The organism is Pseudoalteromonas sp. bablab_jr011, from assembly GCF_016464045.1.
Taxonomy (GTDB): domain Bacteria; phylum Pseudomonadota; class Gammaproteobacteria; order Enterobacterales; family Alteromonadaceae; genus Pseudoalteromonas; species Pseudoalteromonas lipolytica.
This window is the reverse complement of the sequence record NZ_JACDWU010000150.1, coordinates 1-18,887: the sequence shown is the minus strand read 5'-3', so window position 1 is coordinate 18,887 and position 18,887 is coordinate 1. Positions and strand designations below refer to the sequence as shown.

At 42.1% G+C, this 18,887-nt stretch carries 18 protein-coding genes and 4 tRNA genes; 13 read left to right on the top strand and 9 right to left on the bottom strand.

Translation table 11 applies throughout. From position 1 onward, the window contains the following. Positions 1-23: 23 nt before the first annotated feature. Entirely contained in the window at positions 24-1,049 is a 1,026-nt protein-coding gene (gene mtnA / locus JIG41_RS07015; protein ID WP_065979452.1) for an S-methyl-5-thioribose-1-phosphate isomerase, read from the top strand. Here the strand turns inward: mtnA and JIG41_RS07010 are convergent, their stop codons facing one another. From JIG41_RS07010 to JIG41_RS06990, 5 genes are all read right to left on the bottom strand, one after another. Next, positions 1,050-3,215 carry a winged helix-turn-helix domain-containing protein gene (locus JIG41_RS07010; RefSeq protein ID WP_199524480.1) on the bottom strand — a complete coding sequence of 722 codons (2,166 nt, stop codon included), beginning with the start codon at positions 3,213-3,215 and terminating at the stop codon, positions 1,050-1,052. 98 nt (positions 3,216-3,313) lie between these two features. Further along, a complete protein-coding gene (locus JIG41_RS07005; protein ID WP_036973510.1) occupies positions 3,314-3,655 on the bottom strand; it encodes a gamma-glutamylcyclotransferase family protein in 342 nt (113 codons plus the stop codon). A gap of 1 nt (position 3,656) precedes the next feature. After that, positions 3,657-4,199, bottom strand: a complete 543-nt coding sequence (locus JIG41_RS07000) for an acireductone dioxygenase (RefSeq protein ID WP_199524479.1) — start codon at positions 4,197-4,199, stop codon at positions 3,657-3,659. Beyond that, positions 4,196-4,882, bottom strand: coding sequence for an acireductone synthase (gene mtnC / locus JIG41_RS06995; protein WP_036973505.1), 687 nt, complete (start codon positions 4,880-4,882; stop codon positions 4,196-4,198). The genes JIG41_RS07000 and mtnC overlap by 4 nt, the downstream gene beginning before the upstream one ends. Further along, positions 4,879-5,496 carry a methylthioribulose 1-phosphate dehydratase gene (locus tag JIG41_RS06990; protein WP_036973502.1) on the bottom strand — a complete coding sequence of 206 codons (618 nt, stop codon included), beginning with the start codon at positions 5,494-5,496 and terminating at the stop codon, positions 4,879-4,881. Before JIG41_RS06990 ends, mtnC begins: the two co-directional genes overlap by 4 nt. A 99-nt stretch (positions 5,497-5,595) precedes the next feature. Here JIG41_RS06990 and JIG41_RS06985 point away from each other — a divergent pair, with 99 nt between their 5' ends. Genes JIG41_RS06985 through JIG41_RS06975 form a run of 3 tightly spaced genes read left to right on the top strand, consistent with a single transcriptional unit; the run spans position 5,596 to position 8,971 of the window. Further along, positions 5,596-6,738 carry a methionine aminotransferase gene (locus JIG41_RS06985; protein ID WP_180311226.1) on the top strand — a complete coding sequence of 381 codons (1,143 nt, stop codon included), beginning with the start codon at positions 5,596-5,598 and terminating at the stop codon, positions 6,736-6,738. Next, on the top strand, positions 6,726-7,499 hold the full coding sequence (locus JIG41_RS06980) for an amidohydrolase (RefSeq protein WP_199524478.1): 774 nt from the start codon (positions 6,726-6,728) through the stop codon (positions 7,497-7,499). Before JIG41_RS06985 ends, JIG41_RS06980 begins: the two co-directional genes overlap by 13 nt. Positions 7,500-7,555: 56 nt before the next feature. Further along, complete coding sequence (locus JIG41_RS06975; protein WP_199524477.1) at positions 7,556-8,971, top strand: mannose-1-phosphate guanylyltransferase/mannose-6-phosphate isomerase; 1,416 nt, start codon at positions 7,556-7,558, stop codon at positions 8,969-8,971. 120 nt (positions 8,972-9,091) lie between these two features. On the opposite strand, the gene JIG41_RS06970 is transcribed toward JIG41_RS06975, so the two are convergent. From JIG41_RS06970 to JIG41_RS06960, 3 genes are all read right to left on the bottom strand, one after another. After that, on the bottom strand, positions 9,092-11,248 hold the full coding sequence (locus tag JIG41_RS06970; RefSeq protein WP_180311223.1) for an ATP-binding protein: 2,157 nt from the start codon (positions 11,246-11,248) through the stop codon (positions 9,092-9,094). Between the two features lie 109 nt (positions 11,249-11,357). Then, on the bottom strand, positions 11,358-12,014 hold the full coding sequence (locus JIG41_RS06965; RefSeq protein ID WP_036973496.1) for a response regulator transcription factor: 657 nt from the start codon (positions 12,012-12,014) through the stop codon (positions 11,358-11,360). Positions 12,015-12,244: 230 nt separating this feature from the next. Continuing rightward, the gene (locus JIG41_RS06960; protein ID WP_199524476.1) at positions 12,245-12,616 is read right to left on the bottom strand and encodes a histidine triad nucleotide-binding protein; all 372 of its coding nucleotides are present in this window, start codon (positions 12,614-12,616) and stop codon (positions 12,245-12,247) included. Between the two features lie 103 nt (positions 12,617-12,719). Here JIG41_RS06960 and JIG41_RS06955 point away from each other — a divergent pair, with 103 nt between their 5' ends. Continuing rightward, entirely contained in the window at positions 12,720-13,343 is a 624-nt protein-coding gene (locus JIG41_RS06955; protein WP_065979445.1) for a DUF2057 domain-containing protein, read from the top strand. A 56-nt stretch (positions 13,344-13,399) separates the two neighbouring features. Here the strand turns inward: JIG41_RS06955 and JIG41_RS06950 are convergent, their stop codons facing one another. Continuing rightward, on the bottom strand, positions 13,400-15,244 hold the full coding sequence (locus JIG41_RS06950) for a M1 family metallopeptidase (protein WP_199524475.1): 1,845 nt from the start codon (positions 15,242-15,244) through the stop codon (positions 13,400-13,402). Positions 15,245-15,390: 146 nt separating this feature from the next. Between JIG41_RS06950 and murB the strand changes: the two genes are divergently transcribed. The 8 genes from murB to JIG41_RS06910 all read left to right on the top strand — a co-directional run. Then, positions 15,391-16,401, top strand: a complete 1,011-nt coding sequence (gene murB, locus JIG41_RS06945) for a UDP-N-acetylmuramate dehydrogenase (protein WP_199524474.1) — start codon at positions 15,391-15,393, stop codon at positions 16,399-16,401. After that, the gene (gene birA / locus JIG41_RS06940; RefSeq protein WP_199524473.1) at positions 16,398-17,390 is read left to right on the top strand and encodes a bifunctional biotin--[acetyl-CoA-carboxylase] ligase/biotin operon repressor BirA; all 993 of its coding nucleotides are present in this window, start codon (positions 16,398-16,400) and stop codon (positions 17,388-17,390) included. Before murB ends, birA begins: the two co-directional genes overlap by 4 nt. Then, positions 17,387-18,085, top strand: a complete 699-nt coding sequence (locus JIG41_RS06935) for a type III pantothenate kinase (RefSeq protein WP_065979441.1) — start codon at positions 17,387-17,389, stop codon at positions 18,083-18,085. The genes birA and JIG41_RS06935 overlap by 4 nt, the downstream gene beginning before the upstream one ends. Positions 18,086-18,202: 117 nt before the next feature. Further along, positions 18,203-18,278, top strand: a tRNA-Thr gene (locus tag JIG41_RS06930). A gap of 40 nt (positions 18,279-18,318) precedes the next feature. Further along, a tRNA-Tyr gene (locus JIG41_RS06925) sits at positions 18,319-18,403 on the top strand. Between the two features lie 44 nt (positions 18,404-18,447). After that, a tRNA-Gly gene (locus JIG41_RS06920) sits at positions 18,448-18,522 on the top strand. 12 nt (positions 18,523-18,534) lie between these two features. Then, a tRNA-Thr gene (locus JIG41_RS06915) sits at positions 18,535-18,610 on the top strand. Between the two features lie 136 nt (positions 18,611-18,746). Continuing rightward, positions 18,747-18,887: GTP-binding protein (locus JIG41_RS06910; protein ID WP_249406624.1), on the top strand; the 141-nt coding region annotated here is incomplete at its 3' end.

Below are 18,887 nucleotides of genomic sequence, written 5' to 3'. Positions count from 1 at the left end.
CAAATTAGTAATCTGGATGCACTATGCAAGATCTCATCGCGAGTAGTATTAAATATCAGCAAAATACCTTAACTGTGCTTGATCAGTACTTATTGCCTCATCAACAGCATTGGCATGTATGCAATGATGTTGAAACGATGAAAGAACTGATTTTGACTTTAAAAATTCGTGGTGCCCCTTTAATTGGCTTAGGTGCCAGCGTACTCGTTGCTCATTTAGCAGAGCAAGGTATGAGTAAAGCAGAGCTTGCTTCAGCGATTGATGAATTAGAAGCAACGCGTCCGACCGCTGTGAATTTAATGCACTGTATGGCACAGCTGCGTGAGGCATTAATGCAACCTGCATATGTTGAGGCTGTTGTAGACACGGCTGAGCAGTTATTTTTTGAAGACATTGCACTGTGTGACAGCATGGCACAGCGTGGTGCTGAGCTTGTTGCTAAAGGCGATAATATTCTTACTCATTGTAATACTGGAGCATTAGCTACGGCGGGAGTAGGCACAGCGTTAGGTGTGATTTATAAAGCTCAGCAACGCCATGGAGATCTGCATGTCTGGGTTGATGAAACACGCCCATTATTGCAAGGGGGCCGATTAACTGCATTTGAGCTTGAGCGCTGGCAAATACCTTACACGTTAATTTGCGACAATATGGCAGCAAGCTTAATGGCTGCGGGTAAGGTCGATAAAATTTTTGTAGGTGCCGATCGTATTGCTGCAAACGGCGATTTTGCTAATAAAGTGGGTACGTATAATTTGGCAGTATTGGCTCACTTTCATAATATTCCGTTTTACGTGGTTGCGCCGCTAACAACACTTGATACGCAAACAGCCTGTGGTGATGATATTGAGATTGAACAGCGAAGCCCCGCTGAAGTACGTGGTGTGAGCGGTAGTTTTGGTGAAGCACAGTGGGCACCGACGAATGCATCAGTGTATAACCCTGCTTTTGATGTCACGCCTGCAAAGTTGGTTACAGGCTGGGTATTAGATACCGGTGTTTACGAGTATGCTGATATCGAGCAAGGTGTATTAACGCAATTAAAATAACTAGTTGCTGGGTCTTTTCTCAGTGTAAAGCTCAATACTGTTTTGATTATTAGCGGTTACGAATGAAATCGCTAATTTTTCATTTTGTGCGTTGAGGTGCAAAATATAGTTAGACGGTTTCATTTTAATCAGTGTATTCACTTCCGTTAGTTCCTCTAAAGCGGCACTGTAAATGTCAGCAGAGGTGGCGATAAACAGTGTTTGCTCATTACTCGCCATCGTTACTATTGACGGTTTTATTGCAGTCAACTTATCTGGCATAGGTAATTCATGGTAGCGATTAGTTTGGCTATCAAGTTCTAAAAACTGTGTGTGTTTGGCATGCACAATCAATTGATGATCATTACGCCAAGCGATAGCAAGGGGCGTATCAATCGTGCTGATGACTGTTTCTGTATTGTCAGTATTCAATAGCATTAACTGATTTTGTAAGGTGGTTGCATCGGCGTAGATTACCGCAATGCGGTTTTTACGTATTTTAGCGAGCACAATTCGGCCTGGTATTTGCCATTGCTTAATTGTCTTAAAGTCTGTGGCATCTAATAGTGAGAGTTGATGCGTGTGTTTATTGAAACTCAATAAACGCGTGCTGTTTTCATTGGCAGAAACAATGATATTGTCAGTGCCAACCCTATCAGAAATAGGGATATATTGGTTATTGGTTTTAAGCCAATGTTCACGCTTATCGTAATAGGTATCGGCAAAATAAACATCACCATTTGCAAGCGCTACAGCAGAATTTTCATGCTTATTAGCGGTGGCTATGTAGCTCATTTCTTGCGTCTTTAAATCAAAAACACTGGCATCTAGATCATGTAGATCGGTACTTATTAACAGCGACTCTTTGTTGAGTGGGTAAGCGTAGTTAGCGTCTTTAACGGGGGCTTTAATAGCGTGGGCTCGGGTCATTGAGTCGAACGAAAATGATTCAATAGTCGAATTGGCACGGTTATACCAAATGAGCGAATTACTGGGTTCATCATACGTGGCAGCCCATGATCTATAGTTATTTGTCGTGAGCAGCTTCATGGAGCTACCGTCTAGGTTTGCCATATAAATTTCTGCTTGGCCAGTGTTGTGGCGTTCAAAAATAATCCGTTCAGGATTTGATAATGTCGTTAATAAATAATCACCTGTTCCAGTAATATTGGGTGATGTAATGCGGATTTCTTCTGCTGTTTTTTTATCATAAGCGTAAAGCGCAAATAATTGGCTTAAGCCACGATAATGATTACGTCGAAAAATAGCGGTATCCCCGACTTCTGTGTATTGCGTTAACTTATCACCTGAAGAATAAGGATACGACAGGGGGGATTTTTTGATTGTTTCAGAAAAAAAGTCACTGGCCTGCCATTGTTGGCACTGACTATAGTCACCGGGTTTACATTTGACATAAAATAAGCGCAGACCATCATCAGACCAGCCCTGAATATAAGCGTCACCTGAGTCAACTAAAAACTCTTTTTTGGTTTTTAGGTCCATTACATAGATATTCATTATGTCATTTTGCTTGAGAGGTGTGAGCAAATAAGCAAGCTTACTTTTATCGGGGGGCAGTAGTAAGTGAGAGTAACTGCCTTTATGCCAAGAAATAGTGTCAGCATCTAATGCTAGAAAAGGCATGGTTTGTCTGGTTTCACTACTTGCCGCAGGTTTATCTGAAAAAAACCAGAAAAAACAAATTAGCGTTGCTATTAATATGGCGGGAATTGACCACGACCAATTTACATTTTTTTTGTGATAACTGTGTGAAGATGATTCAGCGGCAGCGACTTCACTCGAAGATTCATGTTGATTTCGCTGTTCTGTAGTGACTGTCTCGGTTTTATTTGAGCTGACAGGAATAAATAAACTATACCCTTTACGGTAATGTGTTTTGATACTTTGGCCAGGCTGCTTTTCTGATTTGAGTGCTTTTCTTAGCTCCGATATCGCTCGATTGATGGCATTATCATCAACGTAGCTTTGCTGCCAAATGTTGTCCGCCAGCTCTTGGCGAGAAATAATACGTTCATTATGTTCAATAAAATAGCACAGTAACTTAAATAACAGCGGTTCTAGTTCGCGAGCATGCACGCCGTCATTAATTGCTTGCAATGATATGTTTAGCTGCCATTCGCCAACATAAATAATATTATCGCGTAAGGGTGAAATTACCGACCCCATGTGTAGTCCTTTAGCTAATAATTAAGTACTGAGCATTAATGAGGTGATGATACCAGAAGTTGTTTTTGAATTGGGTTTTTTTGTTTTATATTTGTAAATTAAAGGCCATTTTTTGCAACATATAACCAAGCAGAGGTATTACATTGGAATTTTTCTGCAATGCGTTGATAGTCATCTACCTCATAGTCATCGGCTTGGGCCAACTCTTGTTCGGTGATTAAATAAATTGTGCCATTCACAATGTCGCAGTCTTCACCTGTTTTAATTAACGCAGGATGAAAACGCTGGCCACTGCTTTTTAACACCGCAGGATCAGTAATTTCAATTTCACCGACAATGTACCCTGTTAAAGTCGCAGGCTGACCTTCGAGCAAACGCCCGAAGGTATCGAGTTGCACCTGTTTATATTGCAAAGTGCCGTATGAGAAAAGTTTTTCCATATTAATCAAGCAATGGAAAGTCATTCGCGATAGCTGAATCTGTGCTTTTAGCCACCCAGCCTTCGGTATTATTAAATAAGCGAATAGCAGTAAATTCAGGGTTGCTGCCCATGTCAAACCAATGAGGGGTTAATTCTGGCACCGAAATTAAGTCACCTTGCTGGCACAGCACTTGGTATACTTTATTATCGACATGCAGACAAAAAAGCCCTTGGCCTTTTACAAAAAAGCGTACTTCATCTTCGCTGTGGGTATGTTCAAATAAAAACTTACCACGTAACTCAGCGGCATTCGGGTTGCCTTTTGCGAGCGAGATAACATCAACAGTTTGATAACCTCCTTCACGCTTTATGCGCTCAATGTCGTCAGCGTACGCACTTAAAATAGCATCATGGCTGGTTGTTTCATCAATATGTGCATTCGCCTGCCACTGTTCAAAGCGTACACCCACTGCATTTAGTTTCGTTGCTATGGCGTTTGAGTCGTCGCTGTGAAAAATGATGTCATCGGCATTGTTATCATTAAAAACTGTTAACTGGCTCATGCTAAATACTCCGCACTAAATTCACTAAAATCATTAATATAAGGATGCTCGCTGGTACTGTCTTGGCCATCGCGAATAAGGTGCAAAGTGCGTAAACCTGCCGCTTTAGCTGCCTCTAATTCAGCAGCAACGTCGCTTAAAAATAGCACCTCAGAGGCGTCAAATGGCAGTGCAGCGATAATTGTGTTGTAAGCGCTTTGCTCTTGTTTTGCGCCCACTTTGGTATCGAAGTAATCACTAAAAAGAGGTCTCACATCACCATAGTCAGAATATTGAAAAATAAGGTGCTGTGCTTTTACTGAGCCTGATGAGTAAACATACAGGCTTCTTCCTGCTTGTTTTTGCGCGTTTAAAAAAGCGTACGCATCAGGATAAAGGTGACCGGTAAAATCACCATTTTCATAACCTGTTTGCCAAATTAAACCTTGTAACTGTTTTAATGGCGTTACTTTTTGATCCGTTTCAATCCAATGAAGTAAAGTACTAATCACCGTTTCTAGGTCAGCTTCTGGCTGTTCAATGTGTGCTTTTACACTCGCAATATGTTCCGCGACATCGTGATCGTCTTGGTGTGCTTTAATAAACGCAGGAAGCTTTTCAGCGGCATAAGGGAATAGCACATCTTTCACAAATGAAATGCGTGTGATAGTGCCTTCAATGTCAGTTAAAATGGCTTTGATCATGCGTGGATACCTTCCAGTTTTAGGCGCTCAAGCTCGCAACTAAATAAAAACTCCAGCCCTTCTAAATGGCGCAATACTTCTTTGATGTCTCTGCCGACAACATAGAGGCCGTGGCCGCGAATAAGCACCGCGTGCTCTATTGGCGTATGCAGGTGATGATCGCTTACTAATAGACTTAGGCGATCAATGTCTTGATCGTTGTCGAAAATAGGAATGCTTAGCGTATCTAAATGTGAGGTAACACCACTGAGTGACTTTTGCATCTCGTAGCCATGTAAATTAATGGCATGTCCTTTTATGACGCGAGATAAAACGGTGGCAGCAACCGAGTGGGTATGTAAAACAAATTTTGCAGAAGGGATCAGCTTATACATGTTCAAGTGTAGTTCTGTTTCTGCCGAGGGTTTTCCCGACCCTTTAGTGCGGTTGCCTGCGTGGTCTAACTCAATAAATGCATGTGTACCGAGCTGGCCTTTATCGAAACCACTGGCGGTGACGACATAACCCGTTTCTGTGCGGGCTGAAAAATTACCACCGGTTGCTGGGACCCAACCTCGTTGGCTTACCCATTTACCTGCTTCTATTAGTTCTGAAATAGCGGTATTGTTATGCATACATTCCTCGACTTTCTAAAAGTTATTTAGACGGCTATACATCTGTTTTAAGCAATGATAGCATCGCTTCGAGCGCAAAACCATCTTTAAGGAACCTCTGTGTTTGAAAGTAAATTGCCGAATTTAGGCACCAGTATTTTTAGTCAAATGACTGCTTTAGCGAATCAGCATCAAGCACTTAATTTATCTCAGGGCTTTCCTGAATTTGACGCCCCTGATTTACTAAAAAAACAGTTAAATAATTATGTACTTGAAGGGGTTAATCAATATGCTCCGTCAAGTGGTATTGTGCGTTTACAGCAGCAAATAGCAGCACTGATTGCGAGAAAATACCATAACAATATAGATTATGAGCAGCAAGTCACGGTGACATCGGGTGCAACCGAAGCATTATTTGTGGCAATTCAAGCGCTGGTAAGAGACGGTGATGAAGTGGTGGTGTTCGACCCTGCCTATGATTCGTACCAGCCCGCGATTGAATTAGCAGGGGGACGCAGTGTACATGTTGCCTTACATGCGCCTGATTATCGGATTGATTGGCACGCGGTTGCAGAGGTCATGAGCGAAAAAACGCGCGCTATTATTATCAATACACCACACAACCCGAGTGGCAAAATACTTAAAGCTGACGACATTGCAGCACTGAAGGCCTTAGTTAAAGCACACAACTTATACGTGATCAGCGATGAAGTGTATGAACACATCACCTTTGATGGTGCTACACATGTTAGTGCGCTCACGGATACAGAATTATTTGAACGCAGCTTTGTTATTTCAAGCTTTGGGAAAACATTCCACAGCACAGGCTGGAAAATGGGCTACTGTGTTGCCCCCGCTGAGCTGATGATTGAGTTTCGTAAGATTCATCAATACGTGACATTTTCAAGTTTTACCCCAGCACAACATGCTTTAGCAGATATGTTAGAACTGGAGCCTGAACATGTTGATGGGCTAGCGGATTTTTATCAACATAAGCGTGATTTGCTCAGTAACGCGTTACAAGATAGCCGTTTTACCCTTTTGCCCAGTGAAGGCACATATTTTTTATTGCTTGATTACAGTGATGTGTCAGACCTAAATGATGTGGAGTTTTGTCATTGGTTGGTAGAGCAAGCAGGCGTTGCAGCAGTACCGCTTAGTGTATTTTACAACAGCCCAAGTAATGATAAGGTCATACGAGTATGTTTTGCAAAAAATGATGACACGCTGTTGCGTGCCGCGGAGATTTTATGTCAGCTTTAACGCTTGCCCTTGTACAATCCTCACTTTATTGGCTAGATAAACAGGCAAATCTTGCGCATTTTTCTGAGCTGCTTGAGTGTTTAACTGAGCCGGCTGATTTAATCGTGTTACCCGAAACATTTGCGACAGGGTTTGCCATCAATCTTGACTGTAGCGAGCCTGAGCAAGGTGACGTTGTTAACTGGTTACAAGCCACTGCAAAACAAAAAAATGCAGTCATCGCTGGGTCGGTATTAGTGTCTCTCGGTGATAAAAAAGCAAATCGTTTCTACTGGGTGTGGCCAAATGGTGAGGTAAAGTTTTACGACAAGCGTCACTTATTCTGTTTAGGGAACGAAGGCCGCTATGTTGAGGCGGGTAAGCAGCGTGAAATTTTCAATATCAAAGGCTTTCGCATTTTACCGCAGGTGTGTTACGACCTACGCTTCCCTGTTTTTCAACGTAACTGCAATGACTATGACCTCATGGTGAATGTTGCAAACTGGCCTGCGGCACGTCGCCATGTTTGGGATACCTTATTAAAAGCGCGCGCAATGGAAAATGTCTGTTATGTGGTCGGTGTCAACCGTATTGGGCCAGATGGCAATGATGTTGATCATAATGGCGGCACTGCAGTATACGATTTTAAAGGGGATACATTAGCAGCGCTCGATGATAACCAATCGGGTATCATCATTCAGCGCCTTGATATATCCGCATTAGAGGATTTTCGGCGTGCTTTTCCTGCGCATTTAGACGCGGATCAATTTCAGTTGATCTAAGCCGCATCGCTAAAAATTTGTTAAACTCATGGTTGGTTTATTAACTACAAGCAATCATGAGTCGCAAAATTACCCCTGTTATTCTTGCTGGTGGCATAGGTTCACGCCTATGGCCGTTATCACGCAAGGCCATGCCTAAGCAATTTTTACCTTTGCTAAGCGATGAATCGCTACTGCAAAGCACCTTAAAGCGGGTAACTGGTTCGCAATTTAATGCACCGATATTAGTGTGTAATGAAGCGCATCGATTTATTGCCAAATCACAGGCATTAGACGTATCTAAAAATGTGACTCTTTTACTTGAACCTGAGGGCAAAAATACCGCGCCAGCTATTGCGTTAGCGGCTGAATATGCGCAGAAAAATGGTTTACTAGGCCCGTTATTGGTAATGCCTGCAGATCATTATATCTGTGACTTTGAAAAGCTACTTGCGCGATTAGATGATGCCGTAGCCTTGGCAGAGGCTCAGCAACTCGTTACGTTTGCAATTACCCCAACGGAGCCGCATACAGGGTATGGTTATATTCGCCAAGGCCCACCACTGCACCGTGATGGCTGTTACAAAGTCGCTGAATTTAAGGAAAAGCCAGTGCTTAAACTTGCTGAGCAATACATTGCCAGTGGTGAGTTTAGCTGGAATAGCGGTATGTTTTTATTTTTCGCTGATGTGTACTTATCTGAGTTAAAACGGTTTGCGCCAAAAATAGCGAGTAGTATCGCACAAGCAGCCTCTTTTACTGAAGATCTCGGTTTTTTGAGACCCAACGCAGACATACTGAAAACATGCCCAAGTGACTCAATTGATTACGCTATTCTTGAGCGAAGTGAAAATGTCGCTATGCTTCCTGTTGATTTAACGTGGAGTGATGTGGGCAGCTTCTCAGCCCTTTCAAAAATTGCTAACAAAGATCAATTTGGTAATTATTTGGGCTCGCAGGGAGTGAGTATTGATAGTGAAAATAATTTGCTGATTAGTGAAGCTGATCACACGATTGCAGCTTTGGGAATTAGCAATAAGGCGATTATACATACCCACGATGCCACCCTCGTCGCAGATAAAAAAGCCCTTGATAAGTTGCCTGAATTACTTAAACAACTCGCGCAACGAGACAACGATAAATTGACGCACCATCAAGCCGTATTCAGACCTTGGGGCAATTACCGCACTTTGGTTGAGAGTGTTGGGTTTAAGGTTAAGAAAATTTTTGTTAATTGTGGTGCGAAACTCTCAACTCAGCGTCATCATCACCGTGCCGAGCATTGGGTTGTGGTTTCGGGCATTGCCAGCGTACATGTGGGAGATGATAAGTTTGAACTCGGTGCCGATCAGTCTTGTTATATTGCCGCCCAGCAAATTCATAGCCTTGCCAATTGTCATGATGAGCCCCTCATTGTCATTGAAGTACAAACCGGGGCGATACTTGATGAAAGTGATATCGAACGGTTTGAAGATGAATATGGGAGGGAGTAATTGTTAAGCCTCAGAGGTCAGTCGTTAGTCGAATGAGCGGATGATTTAATTCTCGGCGTAATGAAACAAAAAGAGTATTACCATCTGTAAGGGCAGATTTACCTTGTTAATCTAAACTCACTAACCTAGCTCACTTCTCACATGGTTTAAGTAGGCTTGTAGGCTGTCTTGCCAAAGTACTAGGGCATCGGTCAGCGACTCTTTAAGGGGCTTATTATCGAGTAACTTACGCTCGATCTTTTTCAGCTCTAAGCCGTAACGATTAAAGCCGAGCTGTAAGGCGGTACTTGCTTGGCGATGCAGTAGTTTAATACATTGATCTTTATCATTTTCAACAAGTTGTTGGCTTCGTATCAGTTTATTCCGCGCCGAGAGAACAAATTCATTATAAATAGAAGACACTTCATCTTCATTAAATGAGCTAATGAGTGCAGCTGCTGCTGTTTCGTCATATAAGGTGTCACGCAGCTCGACGGCAATGCTGGCAGCTTGATTTGTTTGCGAGTCGCTCAATGCTTGGCGCAGCTTTTGTTGTTTAATTGGCTTACCGACAATATCTTTAATCCCCAACGCTAAGTATTCTTTTATTTCATCGGGGCTCAGACTCGCAGTGAAAGCGAGGACTGGCGTGCGTTGATTTAAATGGTCGATATTTTTTAGTTTTTTTAATACTTCTTGACCTGTCAGGTCGGGCAAATTCATATCCAGTAGTACCACATCAAAATGATGTTTTTGCATCAGCTCAATTGCGCTGTTACCGTCTTTTGCGAGTTTTATTTTATGCTCGTCATCGGCCATAAATTCAATGGCAATTTTTTGATTTAAGTCGAGATCTTCTACTAACAAAACATCTAAACCGGTCACATAATCTTTCGATTGATGACGTTGCTCAACAAGACTAAGTTCACCAATTGTGAGTGTGATATCAAAACTAAAAACACTGCCTTTGTTAAGCTCACTACTTATGTTGAGCTTACTACCGAGCTTTTCGAGAAGGCGACTTGTAATAGCAAGGCCAAGGCCTGTGCCACCTTTTTCTTTTCCTGCACTGCTTTGAACATAAGGTTCGGTTAGGTAGATGATTTCTTCATCTTCGATACCTGGGCCTGAATCAATCACACTGATCCGAACGACATGGTCTAGCTGCCCTTCATTGAGCAGTTTGACGTGGATTTTTACAGAGCCTTTATCAGTAAATTTAATTGCATTGCCAACAAGGTTAATAATTACTTGTCTAAGCTTTTGCTGGTCACAATAGTAGCAAGCCTGTTCGGGTAAATCGTAAATCAGCTCAAATTTCAGGTGCTTTTGTTCTGCAAGCGGACTGAGTAATAAGCATAAGTTGTTTAACCATGTTTTAAATTCGACATCTTCTTCGTAGAGGGCTTCATCGCGCTGATCTAGGCTTGCATAGTCGAGCACTTTGTCGACCAGTAAGTTCAGTGACTCTGCTGAATTAATAATGGCTTCACAGTATGGTTTATCTCGCGGGTCGCTCGACTGATTCATGATCAGTTGAGCGCTTCCCAGTATGCCATTGAGGGGAGTGCGAATTTCATGACTAATGGTTGATAAGAATAAGCCGCGAATTTCAAGATCTTTATGTGCTTTTTCAGTAAGCTGGTTGAGGTGTTGCTCGCGGCGTTCATTACACAAAATTGCCATGCCTGTGGCATAAAACATCGGTGCAATCACCCCATTAATGAATAGGGTGATACTAAACCAATTTTCGGAAAGTAAATTAGCTGTGCTGACATCGCCCATCATCAGTGTTCTGCCTGTAAATATGGCAAGAATAATGGTTAATATTAAGATATAAACAATGCTGCCATTCGGGTAACTTTTGCGGCCATTGCGAATGAATAAGGCAAGTAGAAACAAGGCCTCAATAATGTGTTGTAAATCAGATACTAAAATCCGGTTTCTAAGCTCAGCATTGTCTGTCGCTAAATAGATCATGCTGAGTGCTAATACCCCGGTTATCCCTATAAATGCTCTAAACCCTATACACTTGGCATTTAAGAACTGACAAATAGCGAGTACATGAATAATAGAAGCACTGAATAATAAGGAGTTTGCAATGGTGATACTTGCAATATCATTGATATGACCGAGAAGTGCAAAACTCAGCACTGAAGTGAACATCACTAAAGGATAGAAAATATAGAGCAAGGTGCCCGGAATGCTTTTATTTGCTCGCCATGTCAAATAGTTAAGGAGTGTCATTACCGCCATCATGGCTGCACTTGTGTAGTATAAGGTGACTGAATCGAGCATGGCTTTTCCGAGGATTACGAACATCTTCGAGCATAAAGTCTATTTGGGTGTTTAGCAACTAGAAACAAAAACAGACGCATTGTGCGTCTGTTTTTTTAAAGAAGAGTGTTTAGCGTATTTCGTCTGGGATATTTTGCTGTGCCCACGATAAAAGCTCGATGCGATTTCGGCATTTCGTTTTTCTGAATGCACTATAAAGGTGCGTTTTAACAGTGTGTGGGCTGATACTTAAATCTTCAGCAATCTCTTTATTTTTCGAACCTTTGCTCATCAATGAGATGATGGCTTTTTCGCGTTTAGTTAGCTTAACAGGCTCGATATTACCGTCAGTTAGTTTGTGCAGGGCATCTTTATTAAATTGCAGCATGCGGTTTAAAGCATTGCACATTATTTCGCGGCGGTACCACAATTGATCTTCAAGCAATAAACGAATGCCTTTCATCAATACATCAGCGTTATCAGTCGTGTAAAAAACACCACGAATACCACTTAATAGTGCACGGTTAGCAATCTCTGGGTTTTCGTCAAGATTGAATAGTACAATATCGCACTTAATGCGTAGGTTAACTAGTTGTTCTTTTAATTTACCCCAGGCATCTGTGCTCGATGTTTCGATGAATAATAAGCGTGTACCTTCTGGCACTTCAGATATATCAGTCCCAGATGTAACAGTTAGACCTTGTGTTTTTAACAACGGCTCCAATACGTTAACACCAATCGTGTTAATTGGTTCTGGATCTAATAATAAAAAAGCTGAACTACTCATATTTATACACTCTTGAATAAAGTTGACTGATTCATCCTACCATGCAATCCACCCCTTTCGTATTAGAAATTTCTGAGTCTTATGCAGGAAAAGTACAGTTTGTGTCTATTTTGTTTCAAAAAATACAGTTAGTTAACGTAACTAAATATGTTAACTAACTGATATATATTCACAATAATCAATAATAGTATATTAGTTCGACTTTTTACAATTTTTTACATAGCAAAGTGCTAGATATTTTGTTTTTTCTTGTCCTGATAAGGAGGCCAACCCATTTCTTTACCAGCTAACATATGTAGATGTATATGGTACACGGTTTGACCGCCATGATCATTACAGTTCATAACCACACGAAAGCCGTCGTCACTAAAACCAAACTGCTTTGCAAGTTTTGCGGCTACGACATAAAGATGACCTACCAAAGGAGCATGTTCTTCACTGATATCATTTATGGTCGCAATGGGTGTTTTAGGAATGATCAAAACATGAAAGGGGGCTTGTGGGTTAATGTCTTTAAAGGAAAGTGACTGCTCATCTTCATAGATGATATCCGCAGGGATCTCACGATTAATAATTTTTGTAAAAATAGTCTCTTGGCTCATATTTACCTCTTTTAAAATTGGCTTAATTACCCGCTCACTAATGACAAACTTTATTTGCAGTGTCAAACTGAAACTGTCGCAAATGAACAACCAAGGAGTGATCATGCGTAAGTTAGTATTACTAAGTAGTGCGTTAATGCTATTCAATAGTATCAGTAGTTTAGCTGAGACAATCCACTTTCCTGAGGAATTTGTCCCTTTGCAAGTAGGTGACCGTCTTATTGAACAATCATTTTTTAGTCGTGTTGACGATGTTGAGCTTGCTCCTGGAACATATCAGTTAAAACTGAAGTACACAGATCTTTACGAACAAGGCTACGATGATCATCAAGTCGTTGAATCCGAACCATTTTGGGTTGAAGTGACGGTTGAACAAGGCAAAAACTATGATTTAGTGTTTAATCGTGCGAGTAATGCCGTTGCTGCTGAAGTGTTTGCTGAGTCACCGCAAGTGAGCCTAAAAGCCAAAGGCAGTGAACTGGCTATGCCTTTATCAATTGTGAATTACCGAGCGGTTTCGGCTCCTGTGCAGGCGGTTGCGACGGCTCCCGTTGTTGCTGCAAAGAACAAACCGGCGACCGCGGCACCAGTCACCCTGCCTGCAAACGTGTCTGGTGGTCAGGCTGGATTGAAAAAAATGCCAAATGCAGCTGCCATGTTGGAATTTTGGTGGCAACAAGCTAGCCCAGAAGAGCGTCGAGCGTTTTTACAAAAAGTAAGTCAATAGTATTGAGAATTAAAGAAGGCGCTGATATTCAGCGCCTTTTTACATTTAGAAGCGTCTTATTTTGAAAATAAGTCGTCAACGGTACCTTGTGCTAGCGGGTGATAACCCGGACGTGCTTTTAAGTATACATCGTGCGCCCAGTCTTTTTTGCCGTTTTTAATCAGTGCTTTATAAAGTGGCACTATTAATTTACGGCGGCCAATACCAGACAAGTACTTGTCCAAAGCAGGGTAAATAGGCTGATAGCCATTGCCTACAGCCAGCATAAACCATGCAAATGCACGCTCAGCATTGGTTGATTGAGTTAAGTTGAATTGTTTATCAAGCTCAGTCATTTTCTCAATGCTTAAATCGCGAGGGAGGTTATTGAGGAAATGTAACCACTCATGCACTGTCCATTCAGCAGTCGGCAATTCTGCCGCATCGATCTCATTGTTTAACCATGTTTTTGTCACTGTATCGACTTTATCAAATGCATCAGATGTTGGGTTAGGAGCATCAGTTGGTAACCCTGGCTCAAAAATCCACTCGTTTACTTTATCCATGCTCACTACGCCTGGATACTTGTCGATGAGGTTTGCTTTTATGTAAGTAACAAATTGGGCTGTCGTGAGTGACTTAAATGCAAACTCGTCGAAATAACCTTTTACAAATGGGTCAAATTTATCGCGACCAAATTTATTCTCTAGGTAAATAAGAAACAGCTGCCCTTTAGTATAAGGCACTGAGCTGAATGCATCGTCAGGATCTCGGCCATTAAGCTTTAAGTTTAGGCGCGTGTCTGGAGCAGGAAGTGTTTTAAGTAAAGCACGCAGACCTGCTGCATCTAAAGCTTGCTCCATGATTGCGCGGTCACGACCAAAAACTTCTTCCATGATGCGGTTTTCAACATAAGAGGTAAAGCCTTCGTTTAACCATAAATCTTCCCATGTTGCGTTCGTCACTAAGTTACCCGACCATGAGTGTGCGAGTTCGTGAGCGATTAGGTTAACTAAGCTCTTATCGCCTGCAACAACGGTGGGGGTGATAAACGATAAACGTGGGTTCTCCATACCGCCAAATGGGAAGCTAGGTGGAAGCATTAATAAGTCATAACGCCCCCAAGCATATTCACCGTACATGGCGTTAGTTTTGTCGATCATTGCTTGTGTGTCGTTGAACTCAGCAACCGACGCATCTAAAATTGTTGGCTCAGCAAAAATACCTGTCTGCTTAGACATGGCTTTAAATTCTAAGTTACCAGCCCCTATCGCGATTAAGTATGGCGAAATAGGTTGTGGCATATCGAATAAGTAATCACCATCTTTGTACAACGCATCTTTATTGTCTGCACTCATGACTGCGCGAATATCTTTAGGTGTATGAATACGCGCAGAATACGTAACACGCATTGCTGGTGTGTCTTGCACAGGTATCCAACTACGCGCATGAATAGCTTGTGATTGGCTGTACATGAATGGGTGTGATTTACTGGCTGTTTGCTCAGGCGTTAACCATTGTAATCCTGAGGCTTCTGGGCGGCTATTGTAGTAAATACGAGCTTTAACCGCTTGGCTTTTAAATTTAATTGTTAATTTTGAGCCCTTTACGTCATCGCGTGCCGCAAGAGTGAAGTCGGCTTTGTGCCAGCCGCCTTTTTTATCTTGATACATAACTTTGTCGATATCTAAATCGCGAGTATCAAGTACCAGAGTTTTGCTGCTAGCATTGTGCCAATCTAGCGTATGCTCAACAAACCCTTCTAGTTGCTTGTCATCAAAATCAACATCTAAATCTAGTAATAGGTGAGTGGTTGTTACGTCATCTAAGTTTGCATAGGTGTGCTGGCTAATTGCGTCAGCAGTTGCTTGAGAGCATGCGCCTGCCATAGCAAGACTTAAAAATAATGGTTTAAACTTCATAATAACCTTGGAACACAAATGAAAAAAGAACCCGTTTTATAACATGATTAATACAGTGGGTTGAGTGATTTTTACAATCTGATGCGTATTTTGCGATGATAGGTTACACTAATGCGATTAGTTACCGGTAACCTTTGAGGCGTTTTGTGGCTCAGTCCCTGCAACCTTTTCATACCTTTTCATTGCCAAGCCATTGTCAGCATTTCCATCAAATAGATGACGTAGAGCAGCTCGTTAATACCGATTTCTCTGCACCGTTTTGTATTTTAGGCGAGGGTAGTAATACGGTATTTTTAACCGACTACCAAGGGACGGTAATCTATATGGCCACTAAAGGGATTGAAATTGAAGAGCTAAACGATCATTTCCTTTTACATGTTGCTGCAGGTGAAAATTGGCATCAATTAGTGAGCATGACGATTGCCAACGATATGCCTGGGCTTGAAAACTTAGCGCTGATCCCCGGTACGGTAGGTGCAGCCCCGGTGCAAAATATTGGTGCTTATGGTGTCGAGCTTGAAAAGTTTATTAGCTATGTAGAGTACTTCGATATTGCATCTGCGAGTATTAACCGTTTAAGCAAAGAACAGTGCCTGTTTGGCTACCGTGATTCGATATTCAAACATGCACTTAAAAATAAAGCAGTGATCACGAAAGTCGGGCTAACCTTACCCAAACAATGGCAGCCAGTATTACATTATGGGCCACTGCAACAGCTACATAACCCGACTGCGCAACAGGTGTTTGAGCAGATTATTGCGACTCGAAATAGTAAGTTACCTAACCCAAGTGAACTTGCTAATGCAGGTAGCTTTTTTAAAAACCCTGTGATTAGCAATGAGCAACTCGCTGACTTATTAAAAAGCTACCCAGATATGCCCCATTATTTTGTCGACGCACAACACCACAAAGTAGCTGCAGGTTGGTTAATTGAACAGGCTGGCTTAAAAGGTCACCGTATTGCGGGCGTTGAAGTACATCAGCAGCAAGCTTTGGTGTTAGTTAATCATGGCAACAGCACCGGCGATGACCTGATTGCCATGGTGAATTATGTGCAACAACACGTGTGGCAAAAATACCACATTGCTTTGCAACATGAAGTGCGCTTAATGAATGCCGATCACGAATGTCATATTCACTTGGAGTCACAAATATGAAGGCGCCAGATGGAAATAAACTCGCAATTTTAAATGCGCTCAATTCAGGTGGTTTTATTTCGGGTCAGCAATTAGGTGAGCAGCTAGGAATTAGCAGGGCCGCAGTTGGAAAACATATTCACTCGTTACAAGAAATGGGATTGGATATTTTTAAAGTGACAGGGAAAGGCTACCGCCTGAATAATAGCGCGGGGCTTTTGCATAGAAGTAAAATTAATGACTATTATGCTGAGCTCGGTGGAAACACCGCATGCGTTGAAGTGCAGTCAATTATTGATTCGACCAATAGCGAGTTAATGCGCCGTATTCAGAGTGACACCCCATTAGACTCTGGCACTGTACTCGTTGCAGAAATGCAGCAAGCAGGACGAGGCAGACGAGGTCGGGTTTGGCAATCGCCATTTGGTGCAAACTTATATTTTAGCTACTTTTGGCGTCTAGACGATGGCTTACAAGCTGCACTGGGTGTGTCGATTGCTGTTGGACTTGCGGTATACGATACCTTAAAGGCACTTTATCAACTGGATGTGGAGTTAAAGTGGCCAAACGACATTTATTTAGACGGAAAAAAACTAGCGGGTGTGTTGGTTGAGCTTGATGGTCAACCTCAAGGACCATGTCAGTTGGTTATCGGCATAGGTATAAACGTGCATATGCCAGACAGTGTCAGCCAGCATATTGATCAAGCATGGACAGACTTGAGCCAACATGTAGAAGGCCTTGAGAAAAATAAACTCGTGGCGTATCTGTGCTTTTACCTTGAGCAACGTTTGGCGCAATACCGTCAAACAGGTTTAAATGACATGTATAAACAATGGAATCAGTTAAACGCATTTGCAGGTCAATGTGTGGAGCTCAATACAGGCCATCGAAGTTGGCGCGGTATATGTGAGGGGATTGATCACCAAGGCGGCGTTCGCATTCGCCAAGATGGTGAGGTTAAAAGTTATTACGGTGGTGAAATATCACTGCGTAAGGCTGAACTATGAGATTATTGGTCGATGTGGGTAATACGGCAATTAAGGCCGTACTTTTTGATAATGAGCGTTATCAAGCATGTGAGCTCAATGCCATTCCATGGTCGCATGTTACAGACATGGTTTATGCGTGTGTGGGGAGCACAGAGCGACTTATGCCACTATTTGCGCAGGCACAACAACATGCAATTCCTTATTTCGAAGCTAAAGTAACTGCTGAGCTTGCAACATTAACCTGTGCTTATAAGCAGTATCAAAATTTGGGGATCGATCGCTGGCTTACTGTCATCGCTGCATACACTGAATACCCAGAGAAAGATTGTGTTATTGTTGATGCGGGGACAGCGACCACAATTGATGTATTGAATAAAGAGGGTCAGCACTTAGGTGGTTGGATTGTGCCTGGGCTCGATTTAATGACCCGCTCATTAACGCAAAATACTCAGCGCGTTTTTGACGATGAGCACACCCCTTTTGCCACCGATTTAGGGTGTAATACACCTAATGGTTTAAAAAATGGCGCGCTCGTTGCGACAATGGGGGCAATTGAGCAAGCTATTCAGCATGTTGATCAGCAAAATTGTTGTTTATTATTTGCCGGTGGCTATGGAAAATTACTTGCTGATCTATTTTCTGGCAGTCAATTTGATAGTGTCTTGGTTTTTAAAGGACTGAATTATTGGCGTGAATTAACAATAAAACAGTAAAAAACCGTGGATTTGCCTGAATTGTGAGCGTTTAACACATAAATTCACACTTTTTTTAATTTTATTGTTGCATCCCAATAAACCTTACCTTAGAATCTCGCCCCGTACTAAAGCAGTGCCGACTTAGCTCAGTTGGTAGAGCAACTGACTTGTAATCAGTAGGTCATCCGTTCAACTCGGATAGTCGGCACCACTTTCCTTTTACCGGAAGTGACTTAGTAAAGAATTTTCGTGGAGGGGTTCCCGAGCGGCCAAAGGGATCAGACTGTAAATCTGACGGCTCAGCCTTCGCTGGTTCGAATCCAGCTCCCTCCACCACTTTATTCTTGACGGTTAGAGGTAGTTTAAGAACAGTTTCCTATGCGGGCATCGTATAATGGCTATTACCTCAGCCTTCCAAGCTGATGATGCGGGTTCGATTCCCGCTGCCCGCTCCAGACTCTGGTGTTGCTGATATAGCTCAGTTGGTAGAGCGCACCCTTGGTAAGGGTGAGGTCGGCAGTTCAAATCTGCCTATCAGCACCAGTATCGAGAACTTATCTTATTATCTCCCTTTATCTGTCAGAAAAAACTATTTGAAATTTGAAAAAATTAAATTAATCTACCCTCGGTGGATTATTTTCATATGTAATCTAGATACACAAAACTGATAGGTTCCGTCATGGCAAAAGAAAAGTTTGAACGCGTAAAACCGCACGTAAACGTTGGTACAATCGGCCACGTTGACCACGGTAAAACTACCCTAACTGCAGCAATCACTAACGTACTTGCAAAAGTATACGGTGGTACAGCTAAAGACTTC

Excerpts from the sequence above, each read along its gene's own strand:
- JIG41_RS06950 (WP_199524475.1), bottom strand. The coding sequence starts at position 15,244 with ATGAAGTTTAAACCATTATTTTTAAGTCTTGCTATGGCAGGCGCATGC.
- mtnC (WP_036973505.1), bottom strand. The coding sequence starts at position 4,882 with ATGATCAAAGCCATTTTAACTGACATTGAAGGCACTATCACACGCATT.
- JIG41_RS06935 (WP_065979441.1), top strand. The coding sequence starts at position 17,387 with ATGAGATTATTGGTCGATGTGGGTAATACGGCAATTAAGGCCGTACTT.
- mtnA (WP_065979452.1), top strand. The coding sequence starts at position 24 with ATGCAAGATCTCATCGCGAGTAGTATTAAATATCAGCAAAATACCTTA.
- JIG41_RS06980 (WP_199524478.1), top strand. The coding sequence starts at position 6,726 with ATGTCAGCTTTAACGCTTGCCCTTGTACAATCCTCACTTTATTGGCTA.
- JIG41_RS06975 (WP_199524477.1), top strand. The coding sequence starts at position 7,556 with ATGAGTCGCAAAATTACCCCTGTTATTCTTGCTGGTGGCATAGGTTCA.
- JIG41_RS06960 (WP_199524476.1), bottom strand. The coding sequence starts at position 12,616 with ATGAGCCAAGAGACTATTTTTACAAAAATTATTAATCGTGAGATCCCT.
- JIG41_RS06970 (WP_180311223.1), bottom strand. The coding sequence starts at position 11,248 with ATGCTCGATTCAGTCACCTTATACTACACAAGTGCAGCCATGATGGCG.
- JIG41_RS07005 (WP_036973510.1), bottom strand. The coding sequence starts at position 3,655 with ATGGAAAAACTTTTCTCATACGGCACTTTGCAATATAAACAGGTGCAA.
- JIG41_RS06955 (WP_065979445.1), top strand. The coding sequence starts at position 12,720 with ATGCGTAAGTTAGTATTACTAAGTAGTGCGTTAATGCTATTCAATAGT.
- JIG41_RS06990 (WP_036973502.1), bottom strand. The coding sequence starts at position 5,496 with ATGCATAACAATACCGCTATTTCAGAACTAATAGAAGCAGGTAAATGG.
- JIG41_RS06965 (WP_036973496.1), bottom strand. The coding sequence starts at position 12,014 with ATGAGTAGTTCAGCTTTTTTATTATTAGATCCAGAACCAATTAACACG.
- JIG41_RS07010 (WP_199524480.1), bottom strand. The coding sequence starts at position 3,215 with ATGGGGTCGGTAATTTCACCCTTACGCGATAATATTATTTATGTTGGC.
- birA (WP_199524473.1), top strand. The coding sequence starts at position 16,398 with ATGAAGGCGCCAGATGGAAATAAACTCGCAATTTTAAATGCGCTCAAT.
- JIG41_RS07000 (WP_199524479.1), bottom strand. The coding sequence starts at position 4,199 with ATGAGCCAGTTAACAGTTTTTAATGATAACAATGCCGATGACATCATT.